Annotated in this window: 18 protein-coding genes; 11 read left to right on the top strand and 7 right to left on the bottom strand. The window is 55.5% G+C overall.

Going from position 1 to position 18366, the window contains the following annotated elements; translation table 11 throughout:
* Positions 1–12 precede the first annotated feature (12 nt).
* From murC to mutT, 9 genes are all read left to right on the top strand, one after another.
* Positions 13–1488: a UDP-N-acetylmuramate--L-alanine ligase gene (gene murC, locus IB212_RS03695; RefSeq protein ID WP_028015510.1), complete on the top strand. Its 1476-nt coding sequence runs from the start codon at positions 13–15 to the stop codon at positions 1486–1488.
* A complete protein-coding gene (locus IB212_RS03700) occupies positions 1481–2401 on the top strand; it encodes a D-alanine--D-alanine ligase (protein ID WP_041911244.1) in 921 nt (306 codons plus the stop codon). Before murC ends, IB212_RS03700 begins: the two co-directional genes overlap by 8 nt.
* Position 2402: 1 nt before the next feature.
* Positions 2403–3245 (top strand): cell division protein FtsQ, encoded by an 843-nt coding sequence (gene ftsQ / locus IB212_RS03705; RefSeq protein WP_041911243.1) that lies wholly within the window; start codon positions 2403–2405, stop codon positions 3243–3245.
* On the top strand, positions 3242–4498 hold the full coding sequence (gene ftsA, locus IB212_RS03710; RefSeq protein ID WP_006173845.1) for a cell division protein FtsA: 1257 nt from the start codon (positions 3242–3244) through the stop codon (positions 4496–4498). Before ftsQ ends, ftsA begins: the two co-directional genes overlap by 4 nt.
* A 63-nt stretch (positions 4499–4561) precedes the next feature.
* Entirely contained in the window at positions 4562–5713 is a 1152-nt protein-coding gene (gene ftsZ / locus IB212_RS03715) for a cell division protein FtsZ (RefSeq protein WP_008501978.1), read from the top strand.
* Between the two features lie 101 nt (positions 5714–5814).
* Complete coding sequence (gene lpxC, locus IB212_RS03720; RefSeq protein ID WP_006810110.1) at positions 5815–6732, top strand: UDP-3-O-acyl-N-acetylglucosamine deacetylase; 918 nt, start codon at positions 5815–5817, stop codon at positions 6730–6732.
* Between the two features lie 280 nt (positions 6733–7012).
* Positions 7013–7516: a secA translation cis-regulator SecM gene (gene secM, locus IB212_RS03725; protein ID WP_041912065.1), complete on the top strand. Its 504-nt coding sequence runs from the start codon at positions 7013–7015 to the stop codon at positions 7514–7516.
* 58 nt (positions 7517–7574) lie between these two features.
* On the top strand, positions 7575–10280 hold the full coding sequence (gene secA, locus IB212_RS03730; RefSeq protein WP_041911242.1) for a preprotein translocase subunit SecA: 2706 nt from the start codon (positions 7575–7577) through the stop codon (positions 10278–10280).
* A gap of 57 nt (positions 10281–10337) precedes the next feature.
* Entirely contained in the window at positions 10338–10730 is a 393-nt protein-coding gene (mutT, locus tag IB212_RS03735; protein ID WP_028015515.1) for an 8-oxo-dGTP diphosphatase MutT, read from the top strand.
* Positions 10731–10764: 34 nt separating this feature from the next.
* On the opposite strand, the gene yacG is transcribed toward mutT, so the two are convergent.
* The 3 genes from yacG to coaE are packed head-to-tail and all read right to left on the bottom strand — an operon-like array spanning position 10765 to position 12332.
* Positions 10765–10959, bottom strand: a complete 195-nt coding sequence (gene yacG / locus IB212_RS03740; RefSeq protein WP_028015516.1) for a DNA gyrase inhibitor YacG — start codon at positions 10957–10959, stop codon at positions 10765–10767.
* Between the two features lie 9 nt (positions 10960–10968).
* Positions 10969–11712 (bottom strand): cell division protein ZapD, encoded by a 744-nt coding sequence (zapD, locus tag IB212_RS03745; protein ID WP_028015517.1) that lies wholly within the window; start codon positions 11710–11712, stop codon positions 10969–10971.
* Entirely contained in the window at positions 11712–12332 is a 621-nt protein-coding gene (gene coaE / locus IB212_RS03750) for a dephospho-CoA kinase (RefSeq protein ID WP_041911241.1), read from the bottom strand. Before coaE ends, zapD begins: the two co-directional genes overlap by 1 nt.
* Positions 12333–12560: 228 nt before the next feature.
* Here coaE and IB212_RS03755 point away from each other — a divergent pair, with 228 nt between their 5' ends.
* On the top strand, positions 12561–13604 hold the full coding sequence (locus tag IB212_RS03755; protein ID WP_028015519.1) for a GMP reductase: 1044 nt from the start codon (positions 12561–12563) through the stop codon (positions 13602–13604).
* 41 nt (positions 13605–13645) lie between these two features.
* Here the strand turns inward: IB212_RS03755 and hofC are convergent, their stop codons facing one another.
* The 4 genes from hofC to nadC all read right to left on the bottom strand — a co-directional run bounded on the left by hofC (position 13646) and on the right by nadC (position 17718).
* A complete protein-coding gene (gene hofC, locus IB212_RS03760) occupies positions 13646–14830 on the bottom strand; it encodes a protein transport protein HofC (RefSeq protein WP_041911240.1) in 1185 nt (394 codons plus the stop codon).
* Positions 14820–16202, bottom strand: coding sequence for a type II secretion system protein GspE (gene gspE / locus IB212_RS03765; protein WP_041911239.1), 1383 nt, complete (start codon positions 16200–16202; stop codon positions 14820–14822). Before gspE ends, hofC begins: the two co-directional genes overlap by 11 nt.
* A gap of 10 nt (positions 16203–16212) precedes the next feature.
* Complete coding sequence (ppdD, locus tag IB212_RS03770; RefSeq protein WP_041911238.1) at positions 16213–16650, bottom strand: prepilin peptidase-dependent pilin; 438 nt, start codon at positions 16648–16650, stop codon at positions 16213–16215.
* A gap of 174 nt (positions 16651–16824) precedes the next feature.
* Entirely contained in the window at positions 16825–17718 is an 894-nt protein-coding gene (gene nadC, locus IB212_RS03775; protein WP_041911237.1) for a carboxylating nicotinate-nucleotide diphosphorylase, read from the bottom strand.
* A gap of 87 nt (positions 17719–17805) precedes the next feature.
* On the opposite strand from nadC, the gene ampD reads away from it, so the two are divergent.
* A complete protein-coding gene (gene ampD, locus IB212_RS03780; RefSeq protein WP_041911236.1) occupies positions 17806–18357 on the top strand; it encodes a 1,6-anhydro-N-acetylmuramyl-L-alanine amidase AmpD in 552 nt (183 codons plus the stop codon).
* Positions 18358–18366: the final 9 nt, after the last annotated feature.

An 18366-nucleotide genomic window follows, 5' to 3' on the forward strand; every position in this document is an offset into this window, starting at 1 on the left:
GGCGTTTAGAGAATGAATACACAACAACTGGCAAAACTGCGTTCAATCGTGCCCGAGATGCGTCGCGTCCGGCACATTCACTTTGTTGGCATCGGTGGTGCCGGCATGGGCGGTATTGCCGAAGTGTTAGCTAACGAAGGCTATCAGATCAGCGGGTCTGACCTGGCGCCAAACCCTGTCACGCAGCAGCTGGCGTCGCTTGGGGCGACTATCTATTTCAACCATCGCCCGGAAAACGTGCGCGATGCAAGCGTGGTGGTGGTATCGAGCGCCATCTCCTCTGACAATCCGGAAATCGTTGCCGCGCACGAAGCGCGCATTCCGGTGATCCGCCGCGCAGAAATGCTGGCGGAACTGATGCGGTTCCGTCACGGCATTGCGATTGCCGGTACCCACGGTAAAACCACGACCACGGCGATGGTTTCCAGCATTTATGCGGAAGCGGGTCTCGATCCGACGTTTGTCAACGGCGGTCTGGTGAAAGCCGCAGGCGTCCATGCGCGTCTGGGCCACAGCCGTTATCTGATTGCGGAAGCGGATGAGAGCGACGCGTCGTTCCTGCACCTGCAGCCGATGGTGGCGATTGTCACCAATATCGAAGCTGACCATATGGATACCTACCAGGGCGACTTCGAAAACTTAAAGCAGACCTTCATCAACTTCCTGCACAACCTGCCGTTTTATGGCCGCGCGGTGATGTGCGTGGACGACCCGGTGATCCGCGAGCTGCTGCCGCGTGTAGGTCGTCAAATCACCACCTACGGCTTCAGCGAAGACGCTGACGTCCGCGTGGAAGAGTACAAACAGATTGGTGCGCAGGGGCATTTCACTCTGGCGCGTCAGGACAAAGAGCTGCTGCACGTCACGCTGAATGCGCCAGGGCGCCATAACGCGCTCAACGCCGCAGCGGCAGTGGCTGTTGCGACGGAAGAAGGCATTGATGATGAGGCGATCCTGCGCGCGCTGGAAAGCTTCCAGGGGACGGGGCGTCGCTTCGACTTCCTCGGCGAGTTCCCGCTGGATGCGGTGAATGGTAAGCCAGGTACCGCGATGCTGGTGGACGACTACGGTCACCATCCGACGGAAGTGGACGCGACCATCAAAGCCGCACGCGCGGGCTGGCCGGAGAAGAATCTGGTGATGATCTTCCAGCCGCACCGCTTCACGCGTACCCGCGATCTGTATGACGATTTCGCCAGCGTGCTGTCACAGGTAGATACCCTGCTGATGCTGGATGTTTACGCCGCCGGCGAAACGCCAATTCCAGGCGCAGACAGCCGTTCCCTGTGTCGTACCATCCGCGGGCGCGGTAAAGTTGACCCTATTCTGGTTTCTGACCCGGCACAGGTGGCGGAAATTCTGGCACCGGTCCTGACCGGTAACGATCTCATCCTGATTCAGGGTGCGGGAAATATCGGCAAGATCGCCCGTACCTTAGCTGAAATCAAACTGAAGCCGCAAACCCAGGAGGATGAGCATCATGGCTGATAAGATTGCAGTCCTCTCTGGCGGCAACTCCGCCGAGCGCGAGGTTTCTCTGAATTCCGGCGCTGCCGTGCTGGCGGGCCTGCGTGAAGGCGGCGTAAACGCACATATTGTCGATCCAAAAGAGGTCGACGTGACGCAATTAAAAGCGATGGGCTTCGATAAGGTCTTTATCGCGTTACATGGTCGTGGCGGTGAAGACGGAACCCTGCAAGGGCTTCTGGAGCTGATCGGCCTGCCTTACACCGGCAGCGGCGTGATGGCATCCGCCATCTCTATGGATAAACTGCGCAGTAAGTTACTCTGGCAGGGAGCGGGTTTACCCGTTGCGCCGTGGGTGGCGCTGACGCGCGGCGAATTTGAATTGGGCCTGTCGGACAGCGTTAATACACGCATTGCGGCACTGGGCTTACCGGTTATTGTAAAGCCGAGCAGGGAAGGGTCGAGCGTCGGGATGTCAAAGGTCGATAAAGCTGAAGATTTAACATCTGCTTTAGCGCTGGCATTTCAACACGATGAAGAAGTTCTGATTGAAAAATGGCTCAGCGGGCCGGAATTTACCGTCGCGATGCTTGGAGAAGAAATTTTACCGTCAATTCGCATCCAACCCGCCGGAGTCTTCTATGATTATGAGGCGAAGTATCTCTCTGATGAGACGCAATATTTCTGCCCTTGTGGTCTTGAAGCAGAGCGCGAAGCCGAATTACAGTCCCTGGTGCTTAAAGCCTGGAATGTTTTGGGCTGCAGCGGCTGGGGGCGCATTGATGTGATGCAGGACAATGACGGGCAGTTTTATCTGCTGGAAGCCAATACCTCACCGGGAATGACCAGCCACAGCCTTGTGCCGATGGCGGCGCGTCAGGCGGGAATGAGCTTCTCGCAGTTAGTCGTACGTATTCTGGACCAGGCGGGCTGATATGTCTCAGGCTGCATTGAACACGCGCAACCGCGATGAAGAGGAAGAATATACGTCTTCACGCCGGAGTAATGGAACGCGTCTTGCAGGGATTATTTTCCTGCTCGGGGTGCTGTGCACCGTGTTTATCAGCGGCTGGATGGTGCTGGGCTGGATGGAAGACGCACAGCGGTTGCCGCTGTCAAAGCTGGTGGTGACCGGCGAGCGTCACTACACGCGTAACGATGATATTCGCCAGTCTATTCTGGCGCTGGGATCGCCCGGCACCTTTATGACGCAGGACGTCAATATTATCCAGAGCCAGATTGAACGTCTGCCATGGATAAAACAGGCGAGTGTCAGAAAACAATGGCCTGATGAATTGAAGATTCATCTGGTTGAATATGTGCCCATTGCGCGTTGGAATGATCAGCACATGGTTGACGTAGATGGAAATTCCTTCAGCGTCCCGAGCGATCGTGTCAACAAGCAAAATTTACCGATGTTGTATGGCCCTGAAGGCAGCGAAAACGAAGTATTGCAGGGTTTTCGTGAAATGGGGCAGGTGCTGGCGAAGGACAGGTTTACGTTAAAAGATGCTGCGATGACGGCGCGCCGCTCCTGGCAGCTGACGTTGACAAACGGCATTAAGCTCAACCTGGGACGCGGCGACACAATGAAACGTCTTGCGCGTTTTGTAGAACTTTACCCGGTTTTACAACAGCAGGCGCAGGCGGACGGCAAACGGATAAGCTACGTTGATTTGCGCTATGACTCAGGCGCAGCAGTCGGTTGGGAGCCGGCTCCGGTCGAGGAACCTAATCAGCAACAGAATCAGGCACAGGTACAGGCAGAACAACAATGATCAAGGCGACGGACAGAAAACTGGTAGTTGGACTGGAGATTGGCACCGCGAAGGTTGCCGCTTTAGTAGGGGAAGTTCTGCCCGACGGTATGGTCAATATCATTGGCGTGGGCAGTTGCCCGTCCCGTGGTATGGATAAAGGTGGGGTAAACGACCTTGAGTCGGTGGTGAAATGCGTACAGCGCGCCATCGACCAGGCTGAATTAATGGCAGATTGCCAGATTTCTTCTGTCTATCTGGCCCTTTCTGGCAAGCACATTAGCTGCCAGAACGAAATCGGTATGGTGCCGATTTCTGAAGAAGAAGTGACGCAGGAAGACGTTGAAAACGTTGTGCATACGGCGAAGTCCGTGCGCGTTCGCGATGAGCATCGCGTGCTGCACGTGATCCCGCAGGAATATGCGATTGACTACCAGGAAGGGATCAAGAACCCGGTTGGTCTGTCTGGCGTGCGTATGCAGGCAAAAGTGCACCTGATCACATGTCACAACGATATGGCGAAGAACATCGTAAAAGCCGTTGAACGTTGTGGCCTGAAAGTTGACCAACTTATTTTCGCCGGTCTGGCGGCAAGTTATTCCGTGCTGACCGAAGACGAACGTGAACTGGGTGTCTGTGTGGTCGATATCGGTGGTGGTACAATGGACATGGCCGTGTATACCGGCGGTGCGCTGCGCCACACCAAAGTGATCCCTTACGCAGGGAACGTTGTGACCAGCGATATTGCTTACGCTTTTGGTACGCCACCGAGCGATGCAGAAGCGATTAAAGTACGCCACGGCTGTGCGCTGGGGTCTATCGTTGGTAAAGATGAGAGCGTTGAGGTGCCGAGCGTGGGCGGCCGTCCGCCGCGTAGCCTGCAGCGCCAGACGTTGGCAGAGGTAATTGAGCCGCGCTATACCGAGCTGCTCAACCTGGTCAACGAAGAGATTTTACAGCTTCAGGAACAGCTTCGTCAGCAGGGTGTTAAGCATCATCTTGCGGCGGGGATTGTATTAACCGGCGGTGCAGCGCAAATTGAAGGTCTTGCGGCCTGCGCTCAGCGCGTGTTCCATACGCAGGTGCGTATTGGTGCGCCGCTGAATATTACCGGTTTAACGGATTATGCTCAGGAGCCGTACTATTCAACGGCTGTGGGCCTGCTCCACTACGGGAAGGAATCTCATCTCAGTGGTGAAGCAGAAGTGGAAAAACGCGTCTCAGTGGGGTCGTGGGTCAAACGACTGAACAACTGGCTGCGAAAAGAGTTTTAATTTTTTAAAGAGACCGGAGAGAATTAGCGGTCTCGGGCGACAGGCACAACGGAGAGAGAAATTATGTTTGAACCTATGGAACTGACCAACGACGCGGTGATTAAAGTCATCGGCGTCGGTGGCGGCGGCGGTAACGCCGTAGAGCATATGGTGCGTGAACGCATTGAAGGTGTTGAATTCTTCGCAGTTAACACCGATGCGCAGGCACTGCGTAAAACGGCAGTTGGCCAGACTATCCAGATCGGCGGTGGCATCACCAAAGGGCTGGGCGCTGGGGCTAACCCGGAAGTCGGTCGCAACGCGGCTGAAGAAGATCGTGAAGCCCTGCGTGCTGCACTGGAAGGTGCGGACATGGTCTTCATCGCAGCAGGCATGGGCGGCGGTACCGGTACCGGTGCAGCACCTGTTGTCGCTGAAGTAGCTAAAGATTTAGGTATCCTGACCGTTGCTGTCGTGACCAAGCCTTTCAACTTCGAAGGCAAAAAGCGTATGGCCTTCGCGGAACAGGGTATCACCGAGCTGTCCAAGCATGTGGACTCGCTGATCACCATCCCGAACGACAAACTGCTGAAAGTTCTGGGTCGTGGTATCTCCCTGCTTGACGCCTTCGGCGCAGCAAACGACGTGCTGAAAGGCGCTGTCCAGGGTATCGCAGAACTGATTACCCGTCCTGGCCTGATGAACGTTGACTTTGCAGACGTTCGCACCGTGATGTCCGAAATGGGCTACGCGATGATGGGCTCTGGCGTGGCGAGCGGCGAAGACCGTGCGGAAGAAGCGGCTGAAATGGCTATCTCTTCTCCACTGCTGGAAGATATCGATCTGTCCGGTGCGCGCGGCGTGCTGGTCAACATTACCGCTGGCTTTGACCTGCGTCTGGATGAGTTCGAAACCGTCGGTAATACCATCCGCGCGTTCGCCTCTGACAACGCGACCGTGGTAATTGGTACTTCCCTTGACCCGGAAATGAACGACGAGCTGCGTGTTACCGTTGTTGCGACCGGTATCGGTATGGACAAGCGTCCTGAGATCACCCTCGTGACCAACAAGCAGACTCAGCAACCGGTAATGGATCGTTATCAGCAGCACGGTATGTCTCCTCTGACTCAGGAGCAAAAACCGGCCGCGAAAGTGGTGAACGACCCAACGCCGCAAACTGCAAAAGAGCCAGATTATCTGGACATCCCGGCGTTCCTGCGTAAGCAAGCTGACTAAGAATTGGCTGGAATTTGGGGATTTGCGCTCTTTGTGCTAAACTGGCCCACCGTTAGTGATATACACTCTCGGTTGGATAGTTAATTTGGCGAGATTATACGATGATCAAACAAAGGACACTTAAACGTATCGTTCAGGCGACGGGTGTCGGTTTACATACCGGCAAGAAAGTCACACTGACGTTACGCCCTGCGCCGGCCAATACCGGGGTCATCTATCGTCGCACCGACTTGAATCCACCGGTAGATTTTCCGGCCGATGCCAAATCTGTGCGTGATACAATGCTCTGTACTTGTCTGGTGAACGAGCATGACGTGCGGATTTCTACCGTAGAGCACCTGAACGCCGCCCTGGCGGGGCTGGGTATCGACAACATTATTGTTGAAGTCGATGCGCCAGAAATCCCGATTATGGATGGTAGTGCTGCGCCGTTCGTTTATCTGTTGCTGGATGCCGGCATCGAAGAGCTGAACTGTGCGAAGAAATTTGTTCGCATCAAAGAGACCGTTCGCGTCGAAGATGGCGACAAGTGGGCTGAATTCAAACCGTACAATGGTTTCTCGCTGGACTTTACCATCGACTTTAACCATCCGGCGATTGACTCCAGCACTCAGCGCTACGCGATGAACTTCTCTGCTGATGCGTTTATGCGCCAGATCAGCCGCGCTCGTACGTTTGGCTTCATGCGTGATATCGAATATCTGCAGTCCCGCGGCCTGTGCCTGGGCGGCAGCTTCGATTGTGCCATCGTTGTTGACGATTATCGCGTACTGAACGAAGACGGCCTGCGTTTTGAAGATGAATTCGTTCGTCACAAAATGCTGGATGCGATCGGCGACCTGTTCATGTGTGGTCACAACATCATTGGTGCATTTACCGCGTTCAAATCCGGTCATGCACTGAACAACAAATTGTTGCAGGCCGTCCTGGCAAAACAGGAAGCTTGGGAATATGTGACCTTTGAAGACGAAGCGGAACTGCCGCTGGCGTTCAAAGCACCGACTATGGTCCTGGCGTAACGGTTAACGCCGTTTCGTAAGAAAAGCGACTGGTTCACCTGGTACTCTCTCCGACCAGGGAAGCCAGTCGTTTTTATTTCTGCCCTTCTTTGATTTGCCCCTCTACTCCCTGGCCATTGTCGGGTGCCGAATAACGGTGTGTTCGCTGCATTATTGACCGTTTTTACCTGCTGCAAGGTGTCATTCCTGCTGCTGCGTATTGGCTTTAGTGGTAATATCTGGGCGCTAAAAAAGAATAATTGAACTCAGCCTGCACTGGCGGGCGAATGTGGTGGAGCAAGTGAGCGGAATACTGACGCGCTGGCGACAATTTGGCAGACGTTACTTCTGGCCGCATCTCTTATTAGGGATGGTCGCGGCAAGTTTCGGCTTGCCTGCGCTCAGCAACAGTGCGGAAGCGGCGACGCCAGCACGTTCCACGACAACTAAACACGATCTCTCGACGCGGGTTAACTTTACTAATCTCGCGTGGCTTGAAGCCAGCCGTCGTCCTAATTTCTCCGTTGATTACTGGCAGCAGCACGCCATCCGCACGGTTATTCGTCATCTGTCGTTCGCGATGGCGCCGCAGACGATGCCTGTTGCTGAAGAGTCGCTGCCGGTTCAGGCTCAGCATCTTGCCCTGCTCGATACGCTTAATGCGCTTCTGACGCAGGATAACCAGCCGCCCGTGACCGTGAGTCAGACGGCGCAAACCTCGTTTGTTCCTCCTGTATCATTCTCCGTTTCGACATGGATTAGCCAGGTTCACGGCATCCGTGCCGGGCCTCAACGCCTCAGCTAAATTAACCTTTTTCAATACCTTAATTTATCTGCCCGTCTGGGGCGTTTGAGAATTTATTATGCTAATCAAATTATTAACCAAAGTTTTTGGTAGTCGTAACGATCGTACTCTGCGCCGTATGCGCAAAGCTGTAAACGTCATCAACGGTATGGAACCGGCGATGGAGAAGCTCTCTGATGATGAGCTGAAGGCGAAAACCGCGGAGTTCCGTGCACGCCTGGAAAAAGGCGAAACCTTAGAGAGCCTGATCCCGGAAGCTTTCGCCGTGGTGCGCGAAGCGAGCAAACGCGTGTTCGGCATGCGTCACTTCGACGTTCAATTGCTGGGCGGTATGGTGCTTAACGAACGCTGCATCGCGGAAATGCGTACCGGTGAAGGTAAAACCCTGACCGCAACGCTGCCGGCTTACCTGAATGCACTGACCGGTAAGGGCGTTCACGTCGTTACCGTCAACGACTATCTGGCCCAGCGTGATGCCGAAAACAACCGTCCGCTGTTCGAATTCCTCGGCATGACCGTCGGCATCAACATGTCCGGATTGCCGGCACCCGCCAAGCGCGAAGCCTACAACGCGGACATCACCTACGGCACCAACAACGAATACGGCTTCGACTACCTGCGTGACAACATGGCGTTCAGCCCGGAAGAGCGCGTCCAGCGTAAGCTGCACTATGCGCTGGTGGATGAGGTTGACTCCATTCTGATCGATGAAGCGCGTACCCCGCTGATCATCTCCGGCCCGGCCGAAGACAGTTCTGACATGTACCGTAAAGTCGACAAAATCATTCCACACCTGCTGCGTCAGGAGAAAGAAGACTCCGATACCTTCCAGGGTGAAGGCCACTTCTCCGTAGATGAAAAAGCGCGCCAGGTGAACCTGACCGAACGCGGTCTGGTGAAAATCGAAGAGCTGCTGGTGGCTGAAGGCATTATGGAAGAGGGCGAGTCCCTGTATTCCCCGAGCAACATCATGCTGATGCACCACGTGACCGCCGCGCTGCGCGCCCACGCGCTGTTCACCCGCGACGTTGACTACATCGTGAAAGACGGTGAAGTCATCATTGTCGATGAACACACCGGCCGTACCATGCAGGGTCGTCGCTGGTCCGATGGCCTGCACCAGGCGGTGGAAGCGAAAGAAGGCGTGGACATTCAAAACGAAAACCAGACGCTGGCCTCAATCACCTTCCAGAACTACTTCCGTCTGTATGAGAAACTGGCGGGGATGACCGGTACCGCAGATACCGAAGCGTTTGAATTCAGCTCCATCTACAAGCTGGATACCGTGGTGGTGCCAACCAACCGTCCGATGATCCGTAAGGATATGCCGGACCTGGTGTACATGACCGAAGCGGAAAAAATTCAGGCGATCATCGAAGATATTCGCGACCGTACTGCCAATGGTCAGCCGGTTCTGGTGGGGACCATCTCCATCGAGAAATCCGAGGTGGTTTCCAATGAGCTGACCAAAGCAGGCATCAAGCACAACGTTCTGAACGCCAAGTTCCACGCTAAAGAAGCGGACATTGTTGCTCAGGCGGGCTATCCGGCAGCCGTGACCATCGCCACCAACATGGCGGGTCGTGGTACCGATATTATGCTCGGCGGTAGCTGGCAGGCTGAAGTCGCTGAGCTGGAAAACCCAACGCCAGAGCAGATCGAGCAGATCAAAGCCGACTGGCAGGTGCGTCACGACGCGGTGCTGGCATCCGGTGGTCTGCACATCATCGGTACCGAGCGTCACGAATCTCGTCGTATCGACAACCAGCTGCGCGGCCGTGCGGGCCGTCAGGGTGATGCCGGTTCTTCCCGCTTCTACCTGTCTATGGAAGATGCGCTGATGCGTATTTTCGCCTCCGACCGCGTGTCCGGCATGATGCGTAAGCTGGGCATGAAGCCTGGTGAAGCCATTGAGCACCCATGGGTGACTAAAGCGATCGCTAACGCCCAGCGTAAAGTTGAAAGCCGCAACTTCGATATTCGTAAGCAGCTGCTGGAATATGATGACGTGGCCAACGATCAGCGTCGCGCGATCTACACCCAGCGTAACGAACTGCTGGACGTGTCCGACGTGAGCGAAACCATCAACAGCATCCGCGAAGATGTGTTCAAAGCCACCATCGACGCGCATATTCCACCGCAGTCTCTGGAAGAGATGTGGGACGTTGAAGGCCTGCAGGAACGTCTGAAAAACGACTTCGATCTCGATCTGCCAATCAAAGAGTGGCTGGACAAAGAGCCTGAGCTGCATGAAGAGACCCTGCGCGAACGTATCTTTGAAACCGCGCTGGAGGTTTATAAGCGTAAGGAAGAAGTGGTTGGCGCTGAGATGATGCGTCACTTCGAGAAAGGGGTGATGCTGCAAACGCTGGACTCCCTGTGGAAAGAGCACCTGGCGGCGATGGACTACCTGCGTCAGGGTATCCACCTGCGCGGCTATGCGCAGAAAGATCCGAAGCAGGAGTACAAGCGTGAATCCTTCTCCATGTTTGCCTCTATGCTGGAGTCACTGAAGTACGAAGTGATCAGCACCCTGAGCAAGGTTCAGGTGCGCATGCCGGAAGAAGTGGAAGCGATGGAGCAGCAGCGCCGTGAAGAAGCTGAGCGTCTGGCGCAGATGCAGCAGCTGAGCCACCAGACTGACGAAAGCGAAGCCGCAGCAGCGATCGCCGCGCAGACCGGCGATCGTAAAGTCGGTCGTAACGATCCGTGCCCGTGTGGTTCCGGTAAAAAATACAAGGCGTGCCACGGCCGCCTGAGCTAAGAACATAACTAACTGAAAAGGCGCAGATATCTGCGCCTTTTTTATGGAAGTGACGCTATGAAAATACTGCAAATTGCCGTCGGGATCATTCGCAACCCGCAAAACCAAATCTTCATCACCCAGCGCGCTGCTGACGCCCATATGGCGAACAAGTGGGAGTTTCCTGGCGGGAAAATCGAATCAGGAGAAACCCCGGAAGAGGCGCTGGTGCGTGAGCTGCAGGAAGAGGTGGGGATTACCCCGCTTGGCGCCACGCTGTTCGATAAGCTGGAGTATCAGTTTCCCGACAGGCACATCACGCTGTGGTTCTGGCTGGTGGAAAGCTGGGAAGGTGAACCCTGGGGAAAAGAGGGACAGCCGGGTAACTGGGTGGAACTTCAGGTCAGTGATGCCGACAAATTCCCGCCAGCCAATGAGCCTGTGATCCGCCGCTTAGCGACAAACATGTAGGCCTGCCGAACGAATCGCCAGCAGGCTTTGAACGTTACTGCTGGCTTTCGCTCCAGTCATCGCTATCCGAGAGGTCGCCTTCGCTCGGAATTCGTTTCTCTTCCGCCGCCCATTCGCCCAGATCAATGAGCTGACAGCGCTTGCAGCAGAACGGGCGAAACGGACTCACTTCTCCCCAGACGACAGTTTTCCCACAGGTTGGGCAGTTTACGGTGGTGACGTCAGACATTGGCACTCCTTAACAACAGGCCAGTTCAAAATCGAGGCGTTCCGGCACGGTGCCATTTTCACTGTCCAGCGGCATAAAGCGGATCGCGAAACGGCTTTTATGCCCGGAAATTTGCGGATAAAGCTGCTCGCCAAGAGACAAATTTAGACGCAGAAGATCGGCGTCGTCGCCGTTGTCCTGATAAAAACCGTTGAGACTGGTTTGCTTGCGGAACGGGGCAGAGTTACGCACAAGATCGAGGATCAGCGATAGCGTCTGATTCATCGGCTCCAGGCTACCCAGCCAGCTGTTTACCTGGCGATCGCGCTGTTCCTGCGGCATATGCAGCCACATATGCAGCGTTGGCAGATCAAAGCTACAGCAACCGCCCGGTATGCTCAGGCGCTGGCGCACCAGCGCTATCAAACGGTCTTCTCGTAAATATTGCCCAACGCGCGGCGCGGCCATCAGCGTCGTGCTGCTATTTTTCAACTGCTGGCGTAAGGCGTCAATTCGACTTTGATCCACGCCCGGTACTTCGGCCCAGGCCTGTAATTTACGCTGCTGGCGCTCCAGCTCTTTCAACAGCTCCGTGCGGACATCGCCACGTTCAATCACATCCAGCAGATCGCCTACGTTGCGAAAGAAGTGCAACGCCGTGGCATGATCGTTAACAGGCAGATGTTGTGAAAGCTGTTGGATGAGAAATTCAATGCGCAGCCAGGTACGCATTTTTTCATTAAGCGGGTGCTCAAAAAGGATGTGAGTCGACATTATGGTTTTTCCTGTGCAACGGCCTGCGCGGCGAAGGTTAGATACTGCTCGTGCAGGCGGGCAACATCCGATGCAATGGCATCTGGTGCGCCGTTATTATCAATAACATCATCCGCAACGGCAAGGCGCTGAGCGCGAGTGGCCTGAGCGGCAAGAATTTGTTCAGCATGTTCACGCGAGACGTGGTCGCGCGTCATGGTTCGCTGGATTTGCGTCTCGGGTGTGACATCAATCACCAATACCCGATTGGCTTTCTTATACAGCTGATTTTCTACCAGGAGCGGAACCACCCACAGGACATAGGGCGAGCGGGCTGCGGCTATCTGACGCTGAGTTTCCTGGTGGATAATGGGGTGGAGCAGGGCATTAAGCCAGGCTTTTTCCGCAGAATCGGAAAAAATATATTCGCGAAGCTGACGGCGGTTCAGTGTGCCATCGGCATTGATGATTGCCTGGCCGAAATGGTCGGCGATGGCCTTTAGCGCGGGTGTATTGGGCTCTACCACCTGACGGGCAATAATATCAGCATCAATAATCGCGATGCCGAGACGAGAAAACGCGTCCGCAACGGTACTTTTGCCACTACCGATGCCGCCGGTTACTGCGACGATATACCCCATTAAATCAAATCCTGGGAATTATTCATTATGGAAATCAGTTGCTTAAAAAACAAACGTGCGACAGTAATTGTTTGATTCTCTTTACCGGCTTTTTACCAGGTAAATTTATAGGATTGTAGCGTAAAAAAAGAGAATTTCGCAGTCTTGCGGAGCAGGTATTAGTGCGTATGATAGCGTCACTGGAGTTGTGCTTTTAACATATTTGCCTCTAACCCCAGGAATCCGCACATGCGTATCGAAGAAGATCTGAAGTTAGGTTTCAAAGACGTTCTTATCCGCCCTAAACGCTCTACACTGAAAAGTCGCTCAGACGTTGAACTCGAACGTCAATTCACCTTTAAACACTCCGGTCAGACGTGGTCTGGCGTGCCAATCATTGCTGCCAACATGGATACAGTCGGTACCTTTGAGATGGCAACGGCGCTGGCTCAGTTCGATATTCTTACTGCAGTCCACAAGCACTACACTCCTGAAGAGTGGAATGCGTTTGTTGCGTCCGCCTCTGCTGACGTGGTGAAGCACGTGATGGTTTCCACCGGTACTTCCGATGCCGATTTCGAGAAAACCAAACAGATCCTGAATGCCAACCCGGCGCTTAGCTTCGTTTGTATTGATGTGGCGAACGGTTACTCCGAGCACTTCGTGCAGTTCGTCAGCAAGGCGCGCGAAGCCTGGCCGACCAAAACTATCATTGCGGGCAACGTGGTGACCGGTGAAATGTGTGAAGAGCTGATCCTTTCCGGTGCCGACATCGTGAAAGTGGGCATTGGCCCGGGCTCCGTATGCACCACGCGCGTGAAAACCGGTGTGGGTTATCCGCAGCTTTCCGCGGTCATTGAATGTGCCGACGCGGCGCACGGCCTGGGCGGCCAGATCATCAGCGACGGCGGTTGCACTATGCCGGGCGATGTCGCAAAGGCCTTTGGCGGCGGCGCGGACTTCGTGATGCTCGGCGGTATGCTGGCAGGCCACGAAGAGAGCGGCGGCACCGTGGTGGAAGAGAACGGCGAGAAGTTCATGCTGTTCTACGGTATGAGCTCTGAATCCGCTATGACCCGTCACGTCGGTGGCGTGGCTAAATACCGTGCGGCAGAAGGCAAAACCGTGAAGCTGCCTCTGCGCGGCCCGGTTGAAAACACCGCGCGCGACATCCTGGGCGGCCTGCGCTCAGCCTGTACCTACGTGGGGGCATCCCGCCTGAAAGAGCTGACGAAACGCACAACGTTTATTCGCGTTCAGGAGCAGGAAAACCGCGTTTTCAATAGCCTGTAATGGCTTTCGCTGGCGCATGCTCGTGCGCCAGCGCTGCTGCACTACCCCGCGCTCATCGCATCACCCAGATGGAAAATCGGCAGATACATTGCCACCACCAGCGTGCCGATGATAACCCCCGTAACAACCAGGAGCAGTGGCTCCAGAAGCGCCGCCAGGTTGTCTGCCCGTTGAAAGGTCTGTTCCGTGTGATGGCGAGCAAGGTTTGCCAGCATGACGTCCAGCGAACCTGACATCTCACCGGTTCGTAAAAGCTGAATACAGAGCGGGGTAAACATTGCCGCCTTCTGAAAAGATGACCAGACGGGGAGACCTTTTTCAATGTTCTCGCGTATGCTGCGGAGTATTCCCTGCCAGTACCGGCTTTCAACAGTCTCTTCTGCACTTTCAAGCCCCTGTAAGAATGCAATGCCCGCCTGCTGCGTGAGCGACAGCACGGTGAAGATCTGCCCCAGTTTTTGCCCTTTCGCCAGCGCGCCCATTACGGGAAAACTCAGCAGAATACGCTGCCAGCGAGGATGGTGTCGCAGAGGCCAGGCTGCGGTTACGGGAACAAGCAGCATCGCGAACAGCGCAAGGGCATATGACTGCATAAACGCGGCTATCCCCATAACAATTCGCGTCAGCGCCGGAAGCGGGGTATTAAAGGTTTTGTAGATCGCGGCAAATTCGGGCAAAACCAGGGTGACCATTGCCAGCACGACGAGCACGGCCAGCGTCAGGACGATCGCCGGGTAGCGCAGCGCTTTTTTCACCTTCGCGCTGAGCTGCTGCTGCGCTTTTTGCTGCTCTGCAAGCTCTCGGCAGCACGCTTCAAGCTTCCCCGTTAGCTCTCCGGTTTTCACCATTGAGATATGCAGTGGGCTAAAGACTGCTGGCCACCGTTTGAGCGCCTCAGAAAAAGGACAGCCTTCACTGAGTTCATCGGCAACGTTTTGCAGTAGCCCCCGCCACGGTTCTACTGGATGTTGGTCTGCCAGCATTTGCAGACTATGCGCGAGCGTCAGCCCGGCCTGCAGGAGCGTTGCGAGCTGACGAAACATCTCGTAGCAGTGATGTGGACGCCAGCGGTGCCTTTGAGCGCATCGGGTCAGGGCCAGAGGATGGAGGTCGTTACGCATCAGCCTGGTGAAGGCTGCGTTGCGGTCGGTGGCCCAGAGAACCCCGTTTCGGGGTTCTCCTTCAGCGGAGATTGCTCGCCAGCGCCAGAGTTGATTAGCAGCCATCGGGCATACCCAGAACACGCACTAACTCTTCAAGCGTGGTCATCCCTTGTTCAACGGCCATGCAGCCGTGTTCAAACAGCGAGATGAGTCCAGCCTGTCGGGCGCTGGCTTCAATCACCTCGGTGCCTGCCCCGCTGGCAATAGCCTGGCGCAGGGGATTATCGATCGCAAGTACTTCAAAAATGGCCACGCGCCCGTAAAAACCATGATAACAACGATCGCAGCCTGCAGGCTGCCAGCGAGGAAGTTGCCGCGGCCAAATCGAGCGCGGCAGGTCCGTATGCTCGCCTGTTTTCTGTCGGCAGTGCGGGCAAAGGCGCCGAACCAGCCGCTGGGCAATTACCATCGAGAGCGCGGAAGAGATCATCCAGCGCGCCACGCCCATCTGCTCCAGACGAATGAGGGTTTCCGTCGTCGAGTTGGTGTGCAGCGTCGACAATACAAGATGCCCGGTCTGCGCGGCTTTAATGGCAATTTCTGCCGTTTCACCATCGCGAATTTCCCCGACCATAATGATGTCCGGATCCTGACGGAGCAGCGCTCTCAGTACGTTCTGGAATGTTAAGCCCGCGCGGGGATTAACCTGCGTCTGATTTAACCCCGCAAGCGGGATCTCGATGGGATCCTCCACGCTGCAGATGTTGACGTCAGGGGTGTTACGCGCCTGCAGCGCGCTGTAGAGCGTTACGGTTTTGCCGCTGCCCGTCGGGCCGGTGACCAGAATTAGCCCCTGAGGCTGGTGGAGTACCTCATTAAAACAGGCCAGCTGTTTAGCGCTCATGCCAAGCGCGTTCGGTTCCAGCGCCTGCTGAACCTGATGTAGCAAACGCAGCACAATTTTCTCACCGCCGTTGCAGGGAAGCGTGGCGATACGAAACGAGACCGGCTCGTTTGTCAGCTCAATCGTAAACTGACCGTCCTGAGGTAAGCGCCGTTCCGCAATATCCAGATTACCCAGCACTTTTAACCGGGCGCTGAGCATCGTCGCCAGCGCGGCGGAAAGGGGAGGCTGCGGATAAAGTACCCCGTCGATACGTAAGCGGATCTGGCACGCGTGCTCCATTGGTTCGATATGGATGTCAGACGCGCGCTGGTTTACTGCCTGCTGCAGCGTATGGTTGAGGATGTCCACCGCGGAGTGGGGTTGCGAAACGACGGGCAGATGCGATTGCGCGGTTAACTGCCGGTGCTTTTCCATGCGTTCAGCGCTCCAGCATTCGATATCAATCCGCTTCTGGGTCGCGAAGCGCAGGGCCTCCATCAGTTCAGGCGCGGGGGTTCCCACGACGGCGATGCTAATCATGTCGCTGTCGCTGGTGAGCAGCAGGGCATGGTGGCGAAGACAAAGCGCCACGAGTTGATCGGTGTTCATTATCCGCTCCTTAGTTAGTGTCGAAGCGGAAGACGTCTTCGCAGGCCTGCTTAAGCGCGCTGTCAGCACTGATATTGCAGTCACGCGTCCAGCCCGTCATACCGTTGCCGTTGCTCCACTGCGGCGTCATGGTTACCGTCAGCCCGTTCAGGCTCTCCTGGCCTGTTAAGGTCACGATCCCTTTTGCCACGCTCATTCCTGAAACGTAACGCGTCGTGGCAGGAGAGGGAATGCCGTTACTGCCGGCATCGCAGCTTTCCACGCCGCCGCGATCGAGCGCGCAAAGCTCAATGGCAGTGCGATAGGGAACGAAAGTTTGCAGCATATCGGTGAGAGCTGCTTTATGCAGGTAGTTCTGATAGGCGGGAACGCCGATGGCGCTCAGAATCGCAATGATGCCAATGACCACCATCAGCTCAATGAGTGTGAATCCTTGTTGTCTGTCCATATCTGCTCCTTATGCAAAGTGGCGCTAGTTTGTCAGCGGGACAGGGCAGAAACGAGGGGCAAAAAAGAGAACGAGAAAGGAGCTTCAGAGAATTCATTCCGTGTTGCAGAGAAGGACAATGGATTTGCGAGCGAGGCTGAAATCCCCCTCTCCGGGCAGAGAGGGGAGCGTGCGTTATTTGAAGCGCATTGAGAGATCGAGGGCGCGAACGTGCTTGGTCAGCGCGCCAACGGAGATGTAATCCACGCCGGTTTCGGCGAACTCACGGATCGTCTCGAAATTGACGTTTCCGGACACTTCAAGCTGGGCCCGGCCGTTGGTCAGTTTCACCGCCTCGCGCATCTGCTCCGTCTCGAAGTTATCGAGCATGATGATATCGGCCCCGGCCTTGATCGCCTGCTCCAGCTCTTCCAGGCTTTCAACTTCCACCTCAACCGGCACATCCGGATGCAGCCAGAAGGCCTTTTCCACCGCCTGACGCACGGAGCCAGAAGCAATAATGTGGTTCTCTTTAATCAGGAAAGCATCGGATAAGCCCAGACGATGGTTTGCGCCGCCGCCGCAGAGCACCGCGTACTTCAGCGCCGTGCGCAGGCCCGGCAGCGTTTTGCGGGTATCAAGCAGCTGGGTACGGGTGCCGGCCAGCAGGTCAACGTAGCGGCGCACTTCACTGGCGACGCCAGAGAGCGTTTGGACAAAATTGAGCGCGGTACGCTCGCCGGTCAGTAATACGCGGGAAGGACCGTCCAGCTCGAACAGCGGCTGATTGGCGGTCACTGCATCACCATCATCAACGTGCCATGTCACCTGTACATCGTCACCCGCCAGCTGAGTAAAGACCTCTTCAACCCAACGCTTGCCGCAGAAAACGCCCTCCTCACGGGTGATAATGACCGCGTGCGAGCGTGTCTCTTTTGGCAACAATTGTGCGGTAATATCTTTATCGGCGTTAACGTCACCCCCCAGGTCTTCTTTCAACGCATGGGCGACGCTTGCCGGAATATCCATATTAATACGTTCCAGAAGCGCTTCACGTCGGTGGTCGGGGTTGTAGCGGCGAGGCGGCATGATAAAACTCCAAATTGGTAACGAATCATAATATTGAAACATGCTACTCTGAACCGAGTCATTGCACCATACAGAAGGAGTTCCAGCATGTTGTTAGAAAACGGATGGCTGGTGGATGCGCGGCATGTGCCCTCGCCGCACCACGACTGCCGCCCGGAGGATGAAAAGCCCACACTGCTGGTGGTTCATAATATTAGCCTCCCGCCGGGTGAGTTTGGCGGCCCGTGGATCGATGCGTTATTCACGGGAACGATAGATCCCAATGCTCATCCCTTCTTCGCTGAGATTGCGCATCTGCGCGTGTCGGCTCACTGCCTGATTCGCCGTGATGGTGAGGTGGTTCAGTATGTTCCTTTTGATAAGCGCGCCTGGCATGCCGGGGTATCGATGTATCACGGGCGCGAACGGTGCAACGATTTCTCGATTGGGATCGAGCTGGAAGGCACGGACAGTACCCCCTACACCGATGCCCAGTATCAGCAGCTGGTTGCTATTACCCACACGCTTATCGGACTCTACCCGGCAATCGCCGACAATATTACCGGGCACAGCGATATCGCTCCGGCGAGAAAAACCGATCCCGGCCCGGCATTTGACTGGTCGCGGTTTCGCGCCATGCTTGCCGCGTCGTCAGAATAAGGAGATACC

It is taken from the genome of Enterobacter sp. E12 (genome assembly GCF_014596715.2).
Taxonomy (GTDB): domain Bacteria; phylum Pseudomonadota; class Gammaproteobacteria; order Enterobacterales; family Enterobacteriaceae; genus Enterobacter; species Enterobacter bugandensis.